The organism is Actinomadura rugatobispora (genome assembly GCF_042656285.1).
Taxonomy (GTDB): Bacteria; Actinomycetota; Actinomycetes; order Streptosporangiales; family Streptosporangiaceae; genus Spirillospora; species Spirillospora rugatobispora.
Map to the genome: position 1 here is coordinate 1 of NZ_JBHSON010000015.1, position 17,821 is coordinate 17,821.

15 protein-coding genes are annotated in these 17,821 nt (G+C 73.8%); 7 read left to right on the forward strand and 8 right to left on the reverse strand.

Annotated features, from left to right (window positions below):
• Positions 1–420 precede the first annotated feature (420 nt).
• Entirely contained in the window at positions 421–1,188 is a 768-nt protein-coding gene (locus ACFPZN_RS13005; protein WP_378282156.1) for an IclR family transcriptional regulator, read from the forward strand.
• A 57-nt stretch (positions 1,189–1,245) separates the two neighbouring features.
• Positions 1,246–2,781 (forward strand): glycerol kinase GlpK, encoded by a 1,536-nt coding sequence (gene glpK, locus ACFPZN_RS13010; protein WP_378282157.1) that lies wholly within the window; start codon positions 1,246–1,248, stop codon positions 2,779–2,781.
• A 29-nt stretch (positions 2,782–2,810) separates the two neighbouring features.
• On the opposite strand, the gene ACFPZN_RS13015 is transcribed toward glpK, so the two are convergent.
• From ACFPZN_RS13015 to ACFPZN_RS13030, 4 genes are all read right to left on the reverse strand, one after another.
• Positions 2,811–4,484 (reverse strand): DUF885 domain-containing protein, encoded by a 1,674-nt coding sequence (locus ACFPZN_RS13015; protein ID WP_378282158.1) that lies wholly within the window; start codon positions 4,482–4,484, stop codon positions 2,811–2,813.
• A 23-nt stretch (positions 4,485–4,507) separates the two neighbouring features.
• A complete protein-coding gene (locus ACFPZN_RS13020; protein WP_378282159.1) occupies positions 4,508–5,206 on the reverse strand; it encodes a hypothetical protein in 699 nt (232 codons plus the stop codon).
• 252 nt (positions 5,207–5,458) lie between these two features.
• On the reverse strand, positions 5,459–6,007 hold the full coding sequence (locus tag ACFPZN_RS13025; protein ID WP_378282160.1) for a LysE family translocator: 549 nt from the start codon (positions 6,005–6,007) through the stop codon (positions 5,459–5,461).
• 66 nt (positions 6,008–6,073) lie between these two features.
• Positions 6,074–6,853 (reverse strand): hypothetical protein, encoded by a 780-nt coding sequence (locus ACFPZN_RS13030; protein ID WP_378282161.1) that lies wholly within the window; start codon positions 6,851–6,853, stop codon positions 6,074–6,076.
• A 245-nt stretch (positions 6,854–7,098) separates the two neighbouring features.
• Here ACFPZN_RS13030 and ACFPZN_RS13035 point away from each other — a divergent pair, with 245 nt between their 5' ends.
• Genes ACFPZN_RS13035 through ACFPZN_RS13055 form a run of 5 tightly spaced genes read left to right on the forward strand, consistent with a single transcriptional unit; the run spans position 7,099 to position 11,360 of the window.
• A complete protein-coding gene (locus ACFPZN_RS13035; protein WP_378282162.1) occupies positions 7,099–8,109 on the forward strand; it encodes an AAA family ATPase in 1,011 nt (336 codons plus the stop codon).
• Positions 8,110–8,168: 59 nt separating this feature from the next.
• A complete protein-coding gene (locus ACFPZN_RS13040) occupies positions 8,169–9,179 on the forward strand; it encodes a DUF58 domain-containing protein (protein WP_378282279.1) in 1,011 nt (336 codons plus the stop codon).
• Positions 9,176–10,138: a VWA domain-containing protein gene (locus ACFPZN_RS13045; RefSeq protein WP_378282163.1), complete on the forward strand. Its 963-nt coding sequence runs from the start codon at positions 9,176–9,178 to the stop codon at positions 10,136–10,138. Before ACFPZN_RS13040 ends, ACFPZN_RS13045 begins: the two co-directional genes overlap by 4 nt.
• 47 nt (positions 10,139–10,185) lie before the next feature.
• The gene (locus tag ACFPZN_RS13050; RefSeq protein ID WP_378282164.1) at positions 10,186–10,815 is read left to right on the forward strand and encodes a class I SAM-dependent methyltransferase; all 630 of its coding nucleotides are present in this window, start codon (positions 10,186–10,188) and stop codon (positions 10,813–10,815) included.
• A complete protein-coding gene (locus tag ACFPZN_RS13055) occupies positions 10,812–11,360 on the forward strand; it encodes a TrmH family RNA methyltransferase (RefSeq protein WP_378282165.1) in 549 nt (182 codons plus the stop codon). Before ACFPZN_RS13050 ends, ACFPZN_RS13055 begins: the two co-directional genes overlap by 4 nt.
• 5 nt (positions 11,361–11,365) lie before the next feature.
• On the opposite strand, the gene ACFPZN_RS13060 is transcribed toward ACFPZN_RS13055, so the two are convergent.
• The 4 genes from ACFPZN_RS13060 to ACFPZN_RS13075 all read right to left on the reverse strand — a co-directional run bounded on the left by ACFPZN_RS13060 (position 11,366) and on the right by ACFPZN_RS13075 (position 17,799).
• Complete coding sequence (locus ACFPZN_RS13060) at positions 11,366–11,587, reverse strand: EF-hand domain-containing protein (protein WP_378282166.1); 222 nt, start codon at positions 11,585–11,587, stop codon at positions 11,366–11,368.
• Between the two features lie 98 nt (positions 11,588–11,685).
• Positions 11,686–14,121, reverse strand: coding sequence for a SpoIIE family protein phosphatase (locus ACFPZN_RS13065; RefSeq protein ID WP_378282167.1), 2,436 nt, complete (start codon positions 14,119–14,121; stop codon positions 11,686–11,688).
• A gap of 172 nt (positions 14,122–14,293) precedes the next feature.
• Positions 14,294–14,992 carry an ABC transporter ATP-binding protein gene (locus ACFPZN_RS13070; protein WP_378282280.1) on the reverse strand — a complete coding sequence of 233 codons (699 nt, stop codon included), beginning with the start codon at positions 14,990–14,992 and terminating at the stop codon, positions 14,294–14,296.
• A gap of 5 nt (positions 14,993–14,997) precedes the next feature.
• Positions 14,998–17,799 carry an ABC transporter permease subunit gene (locus ACFPZN_RS13075; protein ID WP_378282168.1) on the reverse strand — a complete coding sequence of 934 codons (2,802 nt, stop codon included), beginning with the start codon at positions 17,797–17,799 and terminating at the stop codon, positions 14,998–15,000.
• Positions 17,800–17,821 lie beyond the last annotated feature (22 nt).

Genomic DNA, 17,821 nt, shown 5'->3' on the forward strand with positions numbered 1-17,821 from the left:
GGGACGCGCCGCGCGCGCCGGCGGCATCGGCGGCGGCGCCGGCCGGGCCGGCCGGCGTGGTGTCCTTGTGCGCCCTGTCGCTCTCTGGCATGAGCCTTGCCTCCTTGGCAAGCGGGGGTGGGAGGGCGCCCGCGCCCCCGGACCGGCAGGCGGGCGCCCCGTCGGCGGGCCGCCCATCAGGGAGGAGCGAGCGGGCCGCGCGGTTGCCGAGGACGCTAGGTCGGCTTTTCAGGGCGGTCAACGTACATGTGCCGACAATGTCGAACACTTTCCCTGCCGCCATGGGCCCATTACCCTCGCCGATATGCCGCAGATCACAGCGAACGGGCACCTCGGCACGCGTGATCCAGTGATGTCGGCGGGTGTCGACATTGTCGGCGACGTTTCGGCAGATGACGGTTCGGTTCTAGGATCGGTCCCATGCCGGGACCGGTGCAGTCGATCGAGCGGGCCGCGGCCATCCTCCGGCTGCTGGCCAACAGCTCCGGCCGGCTGGGCGTGGGCGAGCTGGCGAGCTCGCTCGGGCTGGCCCGCGGCACCGTCCACGGCATCCTGCGCACCCTGGTCAGGGTCGGGTTCGTCGAGCAGGACGAGGCCAGCGGCAAGTATCAGCTGGGCGCCGCCCTCCTGCACCTGGGCACCAGCTACCTGGACGTCAACGAGCTGCGCTCGCGCGCGATCAACTGGGCGGACGCGCTGGCCGCGCGCAGCGGCGAGGCTGTGCGCATCGGCAGCCTGCTGGACGGCAAGGTCCTGGTCGTCCACCACGTCTTCCGGCCCGACGACTCCCTGCAGGCCATGGACATCGGGTCGCTGCTGCCGCTGCACGCCAGCGCGCTGGGCAAGGCGCTGCTCGCCCACGACGTCAACGCCGCCGCCTCCATCCGCGGCACCGAGCTGGAGTCGTTCTGCCGCCGCACCATCACCGACCACCGCTCCCTGGCCCGCTCGCTCACCCGCGTCCGCGAGCAGGGCTGGGCGTCGGAGATCGAGGAGTTCGCCCTCGGCGAGGCCGCCATCGCCGCGCCCATCCGCGGGTACGGGGGGCTGGTCGTGGGCTCGATCGGGGTGTCGGGCGCGGTCGAGCGGATCTGCGACGCCCGCCGGCTCCCCGACCCCGCCCTGGTCGGCTACGTCCGGGACGCCTCCCGCGCCGTCTCCCGGGACCTGGGCGCCTCCCGCTGGTAGCCCGGTACCCCCGGTGCCCATCGTCGGGGTGCGGGCGCGGCAGGCGGTGGGGAGGGCATGACCGAGCGCTACGTCATGTCCATCGACCAGGGCACCACCTCCACCCGCTGCATCCTGTTCGACCACCGGGGCCGCCTGGTCTCGGTCGCCCAGCGCGAGCACCGCCAGCACTTCCCCAAGCCCGGCTGGGTCGAGCACGACGCCCTGGAGATCTGGCGGAACCTGGAGCGCATCGCCCCCGAGGCCCTGGCCCAGGCCGGTGCCGCGCCCGCGCAGATCGCCGCCGTCGGCATCGCCAACCAGCGCGAGACCACCGTGCTGTGGGACCGGCTCACCGGCATCCCCATCGGGCGCGCCATCGTCTGGCAGGACACCCGCACCGACGCCCTGGTCGAGGAGATGGCCCGCACCCCCGGCTCCGACCTGGTGCCCGAGCGCACCGGCCTGCCGCTGGCCACCTACTTCTCCGCGCCCCGCGTCCGCTGGCTGCTCGACCACGTCCCCGGCCTCCGCGAACGCGCCGAGCGCGGCGAGGTGCTGTTCGGCACCATGGAGAGCTGGCTGATCTGGAACCTGACCGGCGGCGTCGACGGCGGCGTGCACGTCACCGACGTCACCAACGCCGGCCGCACCCTGCTCATGGACCTCAAGACGCTGGACTGGGACGACGAGCTGCTGGCCTTCTTCGGCGTCCCCCGCGCCATGCTGCCCACCGTCCGCTCCTCCACCGAGATCTACGGCGCCGCCCGCAGGGTGTTCCCCGGCGTGCGGATCGGCGCCGCGCTCGGCGACCAGCAGGCCGCCCTGTTCGGCCAGACCTGCTACGCCCCCGGCGAGACCAAGTGCACCTACGGCACCGGCGGGTTCCTGCTGATGAACACGGGAACCGAGCCGATCCGCTCCGCCAACGGCCTGCTCACCACCGTCGGCTACAAGATCGGCGACGAGCCCGCGGTGTACGCCCTGGAGGGGTCGATCGCGATCACCGGGGCGCTGGTCCAGTGGTTCCGCGACGGACTCGGGCTGATCACCACCGCGCCGGAGATCGAGACGCTGGCCCGCAGCGTCGACGACAACGGCGGCTGCTACATCGTCCCGGCCTTCTCGGGCCTGTTCGCCCCGCACTGGCGGGCCGAGGCCCGCGGCATCATCGTCGGCCTGACCTCCTACATCACCAAGGGGCACCTGGCCCGCGCCGTGCTGGAGGCCACCGCCTGGCAGACCCGCGAGGTCGCCGACGCCATGAACGCCGACTCCGGGCTGCCCCTCAGGGAGCTGAAGTCCGACGGCGGCATGACCGCCGACCACCTGCTGATGCAGTGCGTGGCCGACGTCCTCAACGTGCCCGTGGTCCGGCCCATGGTGGTGGAGACGGTCTCGCTGGGCGCCGCCTACGCCGCCGGGCTGGCCGTCGGATACTGGGCCGACCTGGAGGGGCTGCGCCGCAACTGGCACCGCGCCGCCCGCTGGGTCCCGGCGATGGACCCCGTCCGCCGCGCCGCCGAGTACCACAACTGGAAGCGCGCGGTCGAACGGTCCTTCGACTGGACGAGGCCCGGCCCCGTCCCGGCCGAGGACCACGGCCCCACCTGACGCCGTTCAAAGGGCGGTGCCCTACCGGGTCACGGGGCGGCGGCGAGCTCGGCGCGGAGCCGGTCCAGGCCCATCGGGCCCAGGTCCAGCGCCCGCCGGTGGAAGGCCTTGAGGTCGAACGCGGCGCCCTCCCGGCGGCGCGCGTCCTCGCGCGCCTCCAGCCAGACCTTCTCCCCCAGCTTGTAGGCGATCGCCTGCGCCGGGCGGCCCAGGTACCGGTCGATCTCGAAGGTCACCTGCTCGTCGGCCCACGGCCCGCAGTGCGCCCGCAGGAACTCCCACCCCAGCTCCGGCGTCCACCGCTCGCCCTCGTGGAACCCGGTCCCCGCCGGGATCGGCAGCCGCAGGTGCATCCCGATGTCCAGGACGACCCGCGCCGCCCGGATCTGCTGCCCGCCCGCAAGCATCCCCAGCCGGTGCGCCGGATCGCGGTAGTAGCCCAGCTCGCCCATCAGCCGCTCGGCGTACAGGCCCCAGCCCTCGCCGTGCCCGGGGTACAGCTCCGCCGACACCCGCTGGTAGCGGTTGAGCGTCGCAGTGTTCAGCGTGGCCGACCCCAGCTGGAGGTGGTGGCCGGGCACGCCCTCGTGGAACATCACCGCCGGGACGCTCCAGGTGACGACCTCCTCCTCCGAGGGGTGCAGCGTCCACCACACCGTTCCGGACCGGGACAGGTCCTCGGCCGGGGCCAGGTAGTACACGCCCGAGTCCGCGGGCGCCAGGCGGCACTCGACGCGCCGCAGAGGGGCGGGGATGTCGAAGTGCACGCCATCCAGGTCGGCGATGGCGCGGTCGGCCAGTTCCTGGATGTAGGGCAGGAAATCCTCCGCGCGCACCCGGTGGGCCGAATCGGCGTCCAGGGCCGCGGTCACCTCCGCCAGGGTGCCCCCGGGGCGGATCTCCTGGGCGAGGGAGGCCATCTCCGCCTCGATCCGGGCCAGTTCCTCCCAGCCCCAGGCGTAGGTCTCTTCCAGGTCCAGATCGGTTCCCAGGAAGTCGCGCACGCCCAGCCGGTAGCGGTCGGCCCCCAGCGCGTCCTCCCGGGGGGCGCGCGGCTCCAGATCCTCGCTCAGCCAGCGGGCCAAGCCGCCCAGCGCCTGCCGGGCGGCCCACGCGGGCTCCTCCAGCCCCGCCCGCCGCGCGTCCTCACGCCCGGCCAACCCCGCGAGGTAGCGGCGCAGCTCCAGGCACGCGCGCTCGCTGCGGGCCACCTGCCGTTGCGGCGACAGGCGGCCCTCGTCGTGCGCCCGCACCAGGCCGGCGCGCAGGCTCTCCAGCGCGCCGGGAAGGGCCCGGACCCGCGCGCCCATGGCCTCCCAGTCGGTGGCCGCGCCCTGGTCGAGCAGCTCGAAGGCGTACCGGAGGCGCTGCACCGGACCGTCGGTGGTGTCGAGGCAGCCCTCCCGCACGCCCGCCTCGTCCAGGGCGAGCTCGGTCTCCAGCCGCTCGCGCAGCACCGCCGCCGCCACCCGCGCCGCCTCGGCGCGGGCCGCGTCCCCATCACCGGCGGGGTCGGGGCAGGGCAGGGCGTCGAGCGCGACCAGGGTGCGGCGGGTCAGGTCGGAACGGGCGGCGAACCCCTCCGGGCCGTAGTCGGTGAGGGCCCGGTCATGGCCGGCGATCCCCATGATCGTCGCCGCGCACGGGTCCAGCGCGGCGAACTCCTCCACGTACCGGTCGGCGAGGGCGTCCAGGGCGTCCATCCCGACAGGCTAGAACCGAATGATCAACCAGAACAGACCGGAATGTCCTGCCCCTGGTTGTCCTTGGCCTCGTCGTTGCCCCACCGGCTCAGGTACAGCGCCGGCACCCACCCCCGCGAGCCGCCGCCGTACACCACGTCCAGGTCGGTCAGCAGCCACCAGTGGTTGTAGGCGTCGCCTCCACCGCGGTCCATCTTCTGCCCCCACTTCTTGCAGAAGACGTAGTGGGTGCCCTTGCGCAGCTCACCGACCGCCGCGCCGGAGGCCGACGGCTGGGCGTACCCCTCCGCGGCGGCGAAGGTGTCGACGTAGAACTTCGCGCTCCCCACCGGAATCGAGGTGACCGGCGAGGCGGAACTCTGCGGTGCCTGGGGCGTCCCCGGGCTCCCGGCCCCTCCCGCGCCCTCCTTCGCACGTCCCGACGGCCACAGCACGATCAGCACCGCCACCAGTGCGAGCGCGAACGTGCCGGCCACCGCCCAGCCCGCGTACGGCGGGACGCGCCCGCCCGCGCGGGCCGGCGGCGGCGCGTACGGGGCGTGCGGCGCCTGCGGGGCCGGAGGGATCTCGGCGAACCGGGTCTCCACCAGCGTCGGATCGTCCTGGAACGCGACCGTCTCCGCGCCCGCCTCCGCGGCGGGCGCCCCGGGGACAGGGGCCGCGCACCGCGCGCAGTTCGCCAGATCCGTCCCGGTGTCGCTACCGCACGACGGACATCGCATGCCGTTCCCTCCGCCACTCCCAGCCACGCTCGCGCGCACATTGTCGTGCCGAACCGCCCGGATCCGCGAATCCGCCCGCCCCGCAGGACTTTGCCGCGCCGGGGGGACGCCCAAAGGCGGGGCCGGTCAGCGGGGTCAGCGGGTCTCCGAGGCCAGGCGGACGCCCAGCCCGACCAGGACCACGCCCGACACCTGCTCCAGGCGGCGCCGCACTCCCGGCCGCTCGAAGACCCGCCGGGCGGCGTCCACCGTTCACACCACGACCGTGTACCAGACCAGGTCGATCAGCGCCCACAGCAGCGAGAACCCCACCAGCACCACCGGCACCGGCCAGCCCTCCGGGACGAACTGCGGCAGGAACGACACCGCGAACACCCCCGCCTTCGGATTGGCGAAGTTGGTGATCAGCCCCAGCCGGAAGTACCGCCCCAGCGGCCCGGAACCGCCCTCCACGGCCCCCGCGGCCCCCTCGGGGTCCTCCGGGTCACCAGGAACGCCGGCGGCCGTCACGGCGCCGCGGCGCGCCTGCCACAGCGCCCTGGCCCCGAAGTACACCAGCACCGCCGCGCCCGCGATCCGCAGCCCGTCATAGGCCAGCCGGGACGCCGCCAGGAGCGCCGACAGGCCCAGCGCCGCCGCCAGCCCCCACAGCAGCACGCCCGTCTCGTTCCCCAGGACCGCGGCCAGCCCGGCCCGCCGCCCCGACAGCACCGACGACCGCATGATCACGACCGTGCTCGGCCCCGGGACCATCGCGATGAGGACCGCCGCACCGGTGAAGGCGATCAGGCTCTCCAGCATGCCCCCATGCTCGCCGCGCCGCACCGACGCCGCAACGCAATACCGGCTCGCACGGCCTTGCCAGAGCTAGAGCGGGCCGCCGTCGTCGCCCTCGCCGCCCGAGGGGGACGGCGTCGGCAGGCTCGGGGACGGCGTCGGCGTGGTCGGCACCGGCGACGGGCTCTGCGACGGCCGCGGCTGCTGCGGCGGCGTGGGCGGCGGCCGCAACGGCTGCGAAGGCGGGTCCGGCGGAGGCGGAGGCGGCTCGGTCACCTTCGGCTGGCAGGCGAACAGCAGCAGCATCAGCAGCGCCAGCACCGCCAGGATCCCCGCCAGGGTCAGGATGGCCGCGACCAGGCCCCGCTCGGGACGCTCCTGGACGGGCGGCCCCACCGGCGCGAACGCGGCCGGCGGACGCTCCAGCGCCGGTTCCCCCGACCCCAGCCAGTACGGCTGGAACTGCGGGCCCCTCCGGCGGCCTCTCCACCGCCCCCGGAACGCCCCCTCCAGCACCACCGAGTCGAGGAAGCGCTCCGCGCCCGGCCGCTCCATCCGGTCGGCGTCATAGGACGTCGCCACCCACGGCGCCGGCCCGTCGGGCTGCGCCGCCACCACCGGCGCCGGTTCCTCCGGGCCCAGCCGGGGCGGCCGCCCCGGCCCCGGGATCGCCGAGTTGATCGCGGCGCGGAACCGGTCGCGCGCCGCCGCGTCCTCGGCGGCCCCGCGGTTGAGCACCGCGACGCTGGCGCGACGGCCCGCGTCGTCCTCCCCCAGGTACACGATCCCGGCCGAGGTCTCCGACAGCCTCGCGGACAGCCGGTAGGGGCCGAGCCGTACAGGATCACCGGGTGGCAACGGCCTGGACATGGCCGCCACACTACAACCGCGCCGCCGCCCCCCGGAACGCCCCGTACACCCCCTCCCCCTATCGCCGACGTGCCCTCAGAGCCGTCCCCCAGGCTCTTTACACCGCCCATACGGCCGTGGATGGCAGGCTCTCAGCCGCGCATGTCGGCTTCGCGAGTGCGGTCTTCCCGCACGAACGGGTACATGTGATCCCGTAGGGTCGGAATGCGCCCGCCAGCAGCCGGAGGACAGTGAGGATCTCCCAGATGACCGTCGCAGCGCAGGATCTGGACCAGGCCGCGGCACTGCTGCAGCACACCGTGGCCGAGGTCAAGAAGGTCATCGTCGGCCAGGAGCACATGGTCGAGCGCATGGTCGTCGCGCTGCTGGCCAAGGGCCACTGCCTGATCGAGGGCGTGCCCGGCGTCGCCAAGACCCTGGCCGTGGGCACCCTCGCCCAGGTCGTCGGCGGCACCTTCGCCCGCCTGCAGTTCACCCCGGACCTGGTCCCCTCCGACATCGTCGGCACCCGTATCTACCACCCCTCCACCGAGCAGTTCGACGTCGAGCTCGGCCCCGTCTTCGTCAACTTCGTCCTCGCCGACGAGATCAACCGGGCGCCCGCCAAGGTCCAGTCCGCCCTCCTGGAGGTCATGGCCGAGCGCCAGGTCTCCCTGGGCGGCAACACCTACCCGCTGCCCCGGCCGTTCATCGTGCTGGCCACCCAGAACCCGATCGAGTCCGAGGGCGTCTACCCGCTGCCCGAGGCCCAGCGCGACCGGTTCCTGATGAAGATCGACGTGCGCTACCCCGGCGCCCACGAGGAGCTGCAGATCCTGCAGCGCATGAGCGTCGACCCGCCCGAGGCCGAGCCCGTCCTGGACCCCGACCGCCTCATCGCCCTCCAGCGCGCCGCCGAGGAAGTGTCGGTCCACGAGCTGGTCGCCGACTACATCGTCCGGCTGGTCATGGCCACCCGCGAGCCAGAGCAGTACCGGCTGCCCGACCTGCGCCAGGTCATCGAGATCGGGGCCAGCCCCCGGGCCACCCTCGGCCTGGTTTCCTGCGCCCGCGCGCTGGCGCTGCTGTCGGGCCGCGACTACGTGCTGCCCGACGACGTGCGCGCCGTCGCCCGTGACGTCATGGCGCACCGCGTCGTCCTCACCTTCGACGCCCTCGCCGACGGCGTCGACACCGGCGAGGTCGTCGCGCAGATCCTGGCCGCCGTCCCGCCGCCGCGCGTGGTCTGGAACCACGGCACGGTGACCGCCCAGTGACCACCGACCCGACCGGAGGCCGGCGGCCGTCCCGCGGCGGGCGGGCCGGCGGCGGCAAGGTGGCCGCGCTGGCCCCCGAGCGCACCCTGCGGCGCCTGGAGCTGTCGGTCACCCGCCGCCTGGAGGGCCTGCTGAACGGCGAGCACCTGGGCCTGATCCCCGGCCCCGGCACCGAGCTGGCCGAGGCCCGCGTCTACCAGCCCGGCGAGGACGACGTCCGCCACATGGACTGGGCCGTCACCGCCCGCACCACCACCCCGCACGTGCGCGACCTGGTCGCCGACCACGAGCTGGAGGCGTGGGCCCTCATGGACCTCACCCCCAGCATGGACTTCGGCACCGGCACCATGATCAAACGCGAGCTGGCCGTCGCCGCGCTGGCCGCCGTCGGGTTCCTGACCGTCCGGCTCGGCGACCGCGTCGGCGCCTACCTGCTGCGCCCCGACGGGATGCGCCGCTGGCCCGCCCGCACCGGCAAGGCCGCCATGTACGCCCTCCTGGAGGCCGTGCTGGAGGCCGACACCGGAACCGGGACGGGCACCCTCGGCGGGGGCCCGTTCGGCAGCAGGCCCGCCGGCACCCTGGCCGAGGGCATCACCTCCCTGGACCGCGGCCAGAAGCGCCGCGGCCTCCGCGTGATCATCTCCGACTTCCTCCCGCCCGCCGACGACCCCGCGCCGGCCGCCGCCGACACCGGCCACGACGGCCACCGGCACGAGCCGCCCGCCTGGGAACGCCCGCTGCGCCGCCTGGCCGCCCGCCACCAGGTCCTGGCCATCGAGATCATCGACCCGCGCGAGCTGGACCTGCCCGACGTCGGGCTGGTGGAGATGACCGACCCCGAGACCGGGGCCGTGCACGAGATCGTCCTGAACCGCAAGGTCCGCGAGCGCTACGCCGCCGCGGCCGCCGCCCAGCGCGAGCGCACCCGCGCCGCGCTGCGCCGCTGCGGCAGCCACCACCTGGTCCTGCGCACCGACCGCGACTGGATCGCCGACGTCGCCCGCTTCGCCCTGCGGCAGCGCCGCGCCGCCGGGCGCGCCATCGCCACCGGGGGAGTGCGCCCATGACCTTCCTGTCGCCCGAGCGGCTGTGGCTGCTGGCCCTGCTGCCGGTCCTGGCCACCGCCTACATCGTCCTGCAGATGCGCCGCGGCCGGTACGCGGTGCGCTTCACCAACCTGGCCCTGCTCGCCCAGGTCGCGCCGAAGCGGCCGGGCTGGCGCCGGCACGTGGCCGCCGGGCTGTTCCTGGCCATGCTGCTGGTCATGATGATCGGGTTCGCCCGTCCCGCCACCGGCGTCAAGGTCCCCCGCGACCGCGCCACGATCATGGTCGCGGTGGACGTCTCGCTGTCGATGATGGCCAAGGACGTGGCGCCCAACCGGTTCGAGGCCGCCAAGGACGCCGCCAAGAAGTTCATCCGCGACCTGCCCGGCCGCTTCAACGTCGGCGTGGTCTCCTTCGCCGGCAACGCCAACCTGGTCGCCGCGCCGTCCGCCGACCGGCAGGCCGCGATCGCCTCCATCGACCAGCTGGTCCTGGCCAAGCGCACCGCCATCGGCGAGGCCGTGTTCACCTCCCTGCAGGCCGTGCGGTCCTTCGACGCCCAGAGCCGGGGGCCGGACACACCGCAGGATCCGCCGCCCGCCCACATCGTGCTGCTGTCGGACGGCGACAACACCACCGGCCGCTCGGTCAGCGAGGCCATCGACGCCAGCCGCGGCGCGCACGTCCCGGTCTCCACGATCGCCTTCGGCACCCCCTTCGGCACCGTCGACATCGAGGGCGAGACCACCAGCGTGTCGGTCAACAAGGAGACGCTGCGGACCCTGGCCGAGGGCGCCGGCGGCAAGGCCTACGAGGCTGCCGACGGCGGCCAGCTGTCGGAGGTGTACTCCAGCATCGGCAGCTCGCTCGGCTTCAAGATCGAGCACCGGGACATCGCGGCCCGCTTCACCGGCATCGCGCTGCTGCTGGCGCTGGCCGCGGGCGGGGCCTCGCTGGCCTGGTTCGCCCGGCTGCCCTGACCGGTCCGGAACGCCGATTCGGCCGGACGCTGGTACGGTCTGCCGACGTGGGGGAACACTACTTCGCGTCCCGGCCCGGGGCGGCCAGCCGGCTCCGCACCGTCGACCTGGTGCTGCCGGACCTGCATCTGCGGCTGGAGACCGACCGCGGCGTCTTCTCGCCCGACCGGATCGACCCGGGCACCCGCATCCTGCTGGAGACCGTGCCCGCTCCCCCGCCCGCCGGCGCCCTGCTGGACCTCGGCTGCGGCTACGGCCCCATCGCGCTCACCCTGGCCCGCCGCGCTCCCGAGGCGCAGGTGTACGGGGTGGACGTCAACGAACGCGCGCTGGAGCTGGCCCGGCGCAACGCAACGGCCGCCGGCCTTGACACAGTAAGGTTCGCCCTGGCGGACGAGATCGCCCCCGAGCTCCGCTTCGAGGCGATCTGGTCCAACCCCCCGATCCGCATCGGCAAGGCCGCCCTGCACGACCTGCTCCTGACCTGGCTCCCCCGCCTCACGCCCGGGGGCCGCGCCCACCTCGTCGTGCAGAAGCACCTGGGCTCGGACACCCTGCAGCGCTGGCTGAACGAGCAGGGCTTCCCCACCGACCGTCTCGCCTCCCGCTCGGCCTACCGCGTCCTGGCGGTGGCCGCGCGGCCCGAACCCACCCGTACCGGAGATGACACCGCATGACCGCGCACGACCCGGCCCGCAAGCAGTTGCGCCCGACCGACGTCAAACGGCTCAACCGCGACTGGCGGCGGCGCACCGAGGGGCGGCTCGGGCTGCTGGTGGAGTCGGTCACCCAGCCGTTCAACATGGGCTCGATCATCCGCAGCGCGGCGGTCTTCGGCGTCGAGCACCTCTGGCTGGCCGGGAACGCCATCGACCCGTCCCACCGCAACGTCGCCAAGACCGCCCTGGGCACCGAGCGCCTGGTGTCCTGGGAGCACGCGGGGACGCCGGACGCGGCCGCCGCGGCGGTCCGCAAGCAGGGACTGCGGCTGGTCGCGGTCGAGCTCACCGGCGACGCCGTCCCGCTGCACGAGGCGCCGCTGGACGGCGACGTGTGCCTGGCCGTGGGCGGCGAGGACCACGGCTGCTCCCCCGCGCTGCTGGCCGCCGCGGACGCGGTCGCCTACATCCCGCAGATCGGCAGGGTCGGCTCGCTCAACGTCGCCGTCGCCACCGCCATCGCCCTGGCCGAGGCCCGCCGCCGCGAGTGGGCCGCCGGCTGACGGGATCAGGAGGCGGTGCCGCCCTGCATGAGCGCGGCGAACTCCTCCAGGGAGATCCGGCCGTCGCGGTTGGCGTCGGCGTCCACCATCACCTCGACCGCGCGGGTGTCGGTGATCTCCTTTCCCAGCGCCCGCATCACGTTCTTCAGCTCGGCGGTGGAGATGTAGCCGTCGCCGTCCGCGTCGACCATCTCGAACGTGGCGCGGTAGCTCTCCGCGTCGCCCATCGGCGCACACCCTTCACTCGGTTCACTGCGTTCGCAGCCTTCACCGGATTCCCACCGGTCGCCTGGACGCTAGCACCCGCCCTCGGATACCGACCAGATCACTCGGGGAGTGTCTGCTCGGCCCAGATCGTCTTGCCGGAGGGGCTCTGGCGGCTGCCCCAGCGGTGGGTGAGCTGGGCCACCAGGAAGAGGCCGCGGCCGTGCTCGTCGAACGCGCGCGCACGGCGCAGATGCGGCGAGGTGCTGCTGGCGTCGGAGACCTCGGTGATCAGGCTGGTCTCGCCGTGCAGGCGCAGCCGGATCAGGCGGAGCCGGACCGGCGGTTTCCCGTAGCGGAGGGCGTTGGTGACGAGCTCGCTGACCAGGAGTTCGGTGACGATGGCCGCGTGCTCCAGTCCCCAGGCGGCCAGCCGGGCCGTGGCCCATTCCCGTGCCCGTGACACCATCGCCGGGTCCGCGGGCAGATCCCAGGTCGCGACATGGGAGGCGTCCAGGCCCTGGGTGCGGGCGAGGAGCAGGGCCACGTCGTCCGCAGGGGCACCGGGCAGCAGTTCGGCCAGCGCCTCGTCACAGAGCCGTTCCAGGGACGGGGCGGGCGTGCGCAGCACGTCGCTCAGCCGGTCCAAAGCCACGTCGACGTCATGCCCGGTGGACTCGATGAGGCCGTCGGTGAACAGCGCGATCAGCGTGCCGTCGGGCAGTTCCAGCTCGGCCGACTCGAACGGCAGGCCGCCCAGCCCCAGCGGGGGGCCGGCCGGCAACGCGGGGAAATCGACGGTTCCGCCGGGGGCGACCAGCGCCGGCACCGGATGCCCTGCGCGGGCCATGGCGCAGACCCGCGAGACCGGGTCGTAGACCGCGTACAGGCAGGTCGCGCCGATGTCCCCGGTCTGCCGTCCGTCGCCGTCGGCGCCGCCCGGCCCCTCCTCGCGGTCCAGGCTCAGGACGACGTCGTCGAGGTGGGTGAGCAGCTCGTCCGGAGGCATGTCCACCTCGGCCAGGGTGCGGACCGCCGTGCGGAGGCGCCCCATGGTGGCCGATGCCTGGAGGCCGTGCCCCACCACATCGCCCACCACGAGCGCGACCCTGCCCCCCGACAGCGGGATCACGTCGAACCAGTCGCCGCCCACCCCTGCCCGGGAGCCGGTCGGCAGGTAGCGGGAGGCCACGGTCACCGCCGGATGCGGGGGTGACCGGCCCGGCAGCAGGCTCCGCTGCATGGCCAGCGCGGTCTCGCGCTGCTCGGCGTAGCGCCGGGCGTTGTCGATGCTCAGCGCCGCCCGGGCGGTGATCTCCTCGGCGAGCAGCAGGTCCTCGGTGTCGAACGGATCGGGCGTGCGATGCCGGTAGAACTGCGCCAGGCCGATGATCGTCCCGCGGGCCGGCAACGGCACGACGATGAAGGAGTGGATCCCGAACTCGCGGACGCTGGACGCCCAGGCGGGATCACGCGCCAGCCAGGCCCGGACATCGGAGTCGTCCGTCCGCCGCAGCAGCGAACGCCCGGTGACCAGGGCGCGGGCCGGCGGTGAGTCCTCCGGGTAGCGCCCCGCACCGCCGGTCTCGACCATGGCCTCCGGGCAGCCGGCCAGGAGGGACCGCTGCGCGGCACGATGGAGGACCACCCGGCCCGCGAGCCGACGCGGCTCCGCCTCCTCACCCGTGAGGACGCCGTCGAGCAGATCGACACAGACGAAGTCGGCGAACTGCTCGGCGGCTATGTCCGCGAGCTGCTGGGCGGTGGCCGCCGCGTCGAGAACGGTCCCGATGCGGGCGCTGGCGGCGTTCACGATCGCCAGACGCTGCTTGGCCCGGTCCTCCTCGGTGACGTCGAGCGCCGCCACGGCCGCTCCCAGCACTCTTCCCTCGGGGTCCTGCAGCGCGTACACGATCGACGACCAGGCGTGAGCGCGGTTCTCGCCCGGTGTCCGCACATAGGCGTTCATCCGCTCTTCCCGCCCCGTGCGGAGCACCCGCTCCAGCCGTTCCTTGAAGTCCTTGTACGCCGGGTCGGCGGACAGACGATCGACGGTCAGCCCGACGATCTCCTCGAGGCGCGCGCCCGCCGCGCGCAGCCCACCCCGGCTGGCCCCCCTGACCCGGCCCGCTCGATCGAAGAACATGACACCCATCGGCGACTGGGTCAGCGCCAGCTCCCCGAGCGTCGGCGCGCCGTCACCCGCCCCCGGCCCCGGCCCCGCCGCCCGGACGAGCGTCACGAGCCAGTGGACGTCCGCGCCGGGCCCGTGAACCGGGACCACGCGGACGGCGAGCTCGACCCGGTGGCCGTCCCGGTGCCGCAGCAGCAGCCGGCCGGCCCCCTCCTCGTCCCGCTCGACGCATCCGCGCGCCCATGCCGGAAGCCCGTCGGAGAGCAGGCCGACCGCGCGGCGTCCCACCGCTTCGTCGGGACGGTAGCCGAGCAGGCGCGCGGCCTCCTTCGTCCACCAGATCAGGACTCCTCGGGCGTCCACCATCCCCGCCGCCGTCGAAGGGACCTCGGCCGCGCTGTGTGAGGTGAAGGTCTCATCCATCGAGATCCATCCCGGACCGCCGTCACCCTTCAAGGAGTACCCCGTCACCGCACAGGAATCCGACTCCCTCCGGGTAACCGGCGAGCGAGACATCACCCGCCGAGGACCCCGCCCCTCCCCGGGGCCGTCTCGGCGGACGGCCCCGGGGTTCACCCGGCTGCCGCGGCCGCGATCATTCGGTCCCGTCTTCCGCGCGGGTGCCCAGATAGGCCGACCGCAGCGCGCCGGAGGACGCCAGCAGTTCGGCGCCGGTCCCCGACGCCGACAGCCGCCCCCGGCTCAGCACGTACCCGCGGTCGCTGACCGACAGCACCTGTGAGGCGTGCTGCTCGACGATGAGCACCGCCGTCCCGGCGTCGGCGGCCGCACGGATGCGTTCGAGCAGCCGCCTCACGATGAGGGGCGCGAGGCCCAGCGACAGCTCGTCGACCAGCAGCAGCTCGGGTTTGCCCGCCAGGCTCCGGGCCAGCGCCAGCATCCGCTGCTCCCCTCCCGAGAGAAGGCCCCCGGGGCGTTTGAGCAGCGGCTCCAGTTCGGGGAAGAGCGCCAGCGCGTCCCCGACGCTGCCGGCCCCGAGCCTGAGGTTGGCCAGCGTGGTCAGCCGGCTGAAGACCGAGCCCTGCTCGCTGATGTAGGAGATGCCCCGCCGCGCCCGCTGGTGCAGCGTTCCCCGCAGCGGGAGGTCCCGATAGAGGATCTGCCCGGACGTGGGGGTCAGCACCCCGGCAAGCGCGAGAAGCGTGGTGGTCTTGCCTGCCCCGTTCGGTCCCAGCAGCGCCACGACCTCGCCCTTGCCGATGTGCAGATCGATCTCACGGACGACGTCCACACCGGAATAGCCCGCCGCCAGCCCTTCGACCTTCAGCAGCATGGAACTCACGCCCTCTCCGGTTCGGGCCGCGTCGCGTCGCCCGGCGTTTCCGGGGCGGCCCCCAGGTAGGCCTCGACCACCGCGGGATCCCTCAGGATCTGGCCCGGTTCCCCGTCGGCGATCACTCGCCCGAAGTTCAGGACGACGACACGGTCGGCGCAGGTCTGCACGAATGACATGTCGTGTTCGATGACCAGGACGGCGATGCCGAGGGTGTCGGCCAGCCGCCGGATGAGGCGGGCCAGTTCGCCCGTCTCCTCCTCGCCGAGTCCCGCCGCCGGCTCGTCGAGGAGCAGCACGGCCGGGTCGGAGGCCACCGCCCGCGCGATGGCCAGCAGCCGACGCCGGCCGTGCGGCAGTTCGCCGGGGAACCGCTCCAGGTCGCCGGCCAGCCCGAACTCCTGGACGGCGGCCTCACCGGCGGCCGTCAGCCGCGGCATGCGCGGGCGGGCCAGGTCGGTGACGTACCGCAGCGGCGTGTCCATGGTCGTGACCAGAAGGTTCTCCAGCACCGTCAGGTCCTCGAACAGTTCAAGGGACTGGAAGGAGCGGACCAGCCCCGCGCGGGCCCGCCGCGCGGCGCCCCAGTCCTCCAGGGCCTGGCCGCCGAGCCGGATCCGCCCTCCGCGCTCGGGTTTCACGAAGCCGGTCAGCGCGTCGATCACCGTGGTCTTGCCGGCGCCGTTGGGCCCGATCAGCGCCACCACCTCTCCGGGGTCCACGCGCAGGCTCACCTCGTCGACGGCCCGCACCCGTCCGAAGCGGACGTTGAGCCCGGCGACCTCGAGAGTGCGCGTACCCGGCGTCCCGGCAGGGACGGCCCCGCGGACGGGTGCGGGCTCGGGCGCGGGCTCGGACGGAGGTGCGGGAGCGCGGTGCTTGCCGGAGCCGAGCCGCTCGCGAACCGCCGTCACGGCCCTGACCTGTTCGAAGGCCATCCCGCTGGGGTTCGCCAGAATGATCATCAGGAGCATCGCGCCCGAGACGATCTCCAGCGCGTTGGTGCCGAGCCCGAAGGAGTGCAGGATCTGCCCGCCGAGACCGCCCGGGGCGAACGATCCGCCGCCCAGCGCGCCGATCACGTAGCCGATCCCGCCGATCACGGTGTAGACCACCACCTGCACCGACGAGAACGGCGAGAACTCGGTCAGGACGAGGTTCTGCTGCCGGAACGCCAGGAAGACGCCACCGAGCGCGGCCAGCCCCGCGCCCAGCCCGAACGCGTAGACCTTGATCGCCGCGCTGTTCAGGCCGATCGCCGCGGCCGCCCGCTCGTTGCTGCGCAGCGCGATGAGCCGTAGCCCGGTGCCGCTGCGCCGGACGTTCGCCACCGCGACGCACACCGCGACGAGCACGGCCAGCGTGACGAACGCCAGCCGCCGCGGGTGGTCGAAGCCGTCCATCGCCCAGCCGAACACGTTGAGCCTGCCGATGTCGACGCCTTCGAGCCCGCCGGTGAGCGCGGGGTTCTGCAGGATCAGCTGGGACAGCACGACCGACAGGCCGAAGGTCAGCAGCGCCAGGTTCACGCCCCGGGTGCGCAGCGCGGGCACTGCGACGACCACCCCGATCACGGTGGTGATGACCACGGCGGCGACCAGGGCCGGGATGAACGGCCACGACTGCGCCTGCATCAGCTTGCCGGCGATCCACGCGCCGGTCCCGGCCAGTCCCATCTGCGCCAGCGAGATCTGCCCGGTCAGGCCCGTGACCACCACCAGCGACAGGCAGATCATCGCGGCGGCCAGGCTGACCTGGATCGAGGCCGCCCAGGCCGCGGGCACGACCGAGATCACCACGATCGTCACCGCGGCCGCGGCGAGCAGGCCGGGCCGGGAGATCCGGCCCGAGCCCAGCACCGGCAGCCGGTCCAGCAGCTCACCGCGGACCGGCAGGTTCCGGCCCGCGACGAACAGCACCACGACGATCATGAGGAAGGCCGCCGAATGGGACACCGACTGTGCCGTGAAGGTCCCGAACAGCAGCCGGTCGTCGGAGACGAAGGGCCCCAGCGGCCCCTCGTCCACGATGTAGCGTCCCAGCAGCGTCTCGACCACGCCGATGACCAGCGCGGCCGCCAGGGTCCGCCAGAACGAGACGAACCGGCCGACCAGCGCCGCCGCCAGCGAGCGCAGCACGATCAGTGCGAGCGCCTCGACGCTGAGGAACAGGATCGGCGCGACCAGGATGCCCGCCAGCGAGGCCAGAACGGCGCCCAGCACCCAGTTGGCCGTGGCGACCACGTCCGGTGATTTGCCGAGCGCGGCCGCGGCCACCGGGTTCTCCGCGATGGCCTCGGTCGTCCGCCCGAACGGTGTCCAGCGGAACAGCGCGGCCAGGCCGAGCGTGAGCACGGCGGCGATGGCGATGACCCAGAAGCGGTCCTGCCCGATCCCCGCCTGCGCGCCGAACAGGTGGTGCGCGTCGTGCGGGAGCGGGGAGACCACCAGATCCTGACCGCGTCCCCACAGCTGGTAGCCGATCCCCACCAGCAGCGCGAACACGCCGAGGGTCGCGACCAGTCGCACCAGCGCCGACGCCCGGCGCAGATGCCTCATCAGCAGCAGGTGCGTGGCGGCCCCCAGCAGCGCGGGGACGCCCAGGGCCAGCGGCCACGCCGCGGCCGGCGGCAGGCCCAGGTCGGGGGCGACACGGTAGAAGAGGAAGGCGCCGATCATGCTGTAGGCGCCCTGTGCGAAGTTGACCACCCCGCTACCGCGGTAGATCAGCACCAGGCCCTGGGCGGTGAGGGCATAGACCGCCCCGACCGACAGTCCCAGGATGAGGAAGGTGAGCAGGTCGTTCATGGGCAGGACTCCCGACCGATCC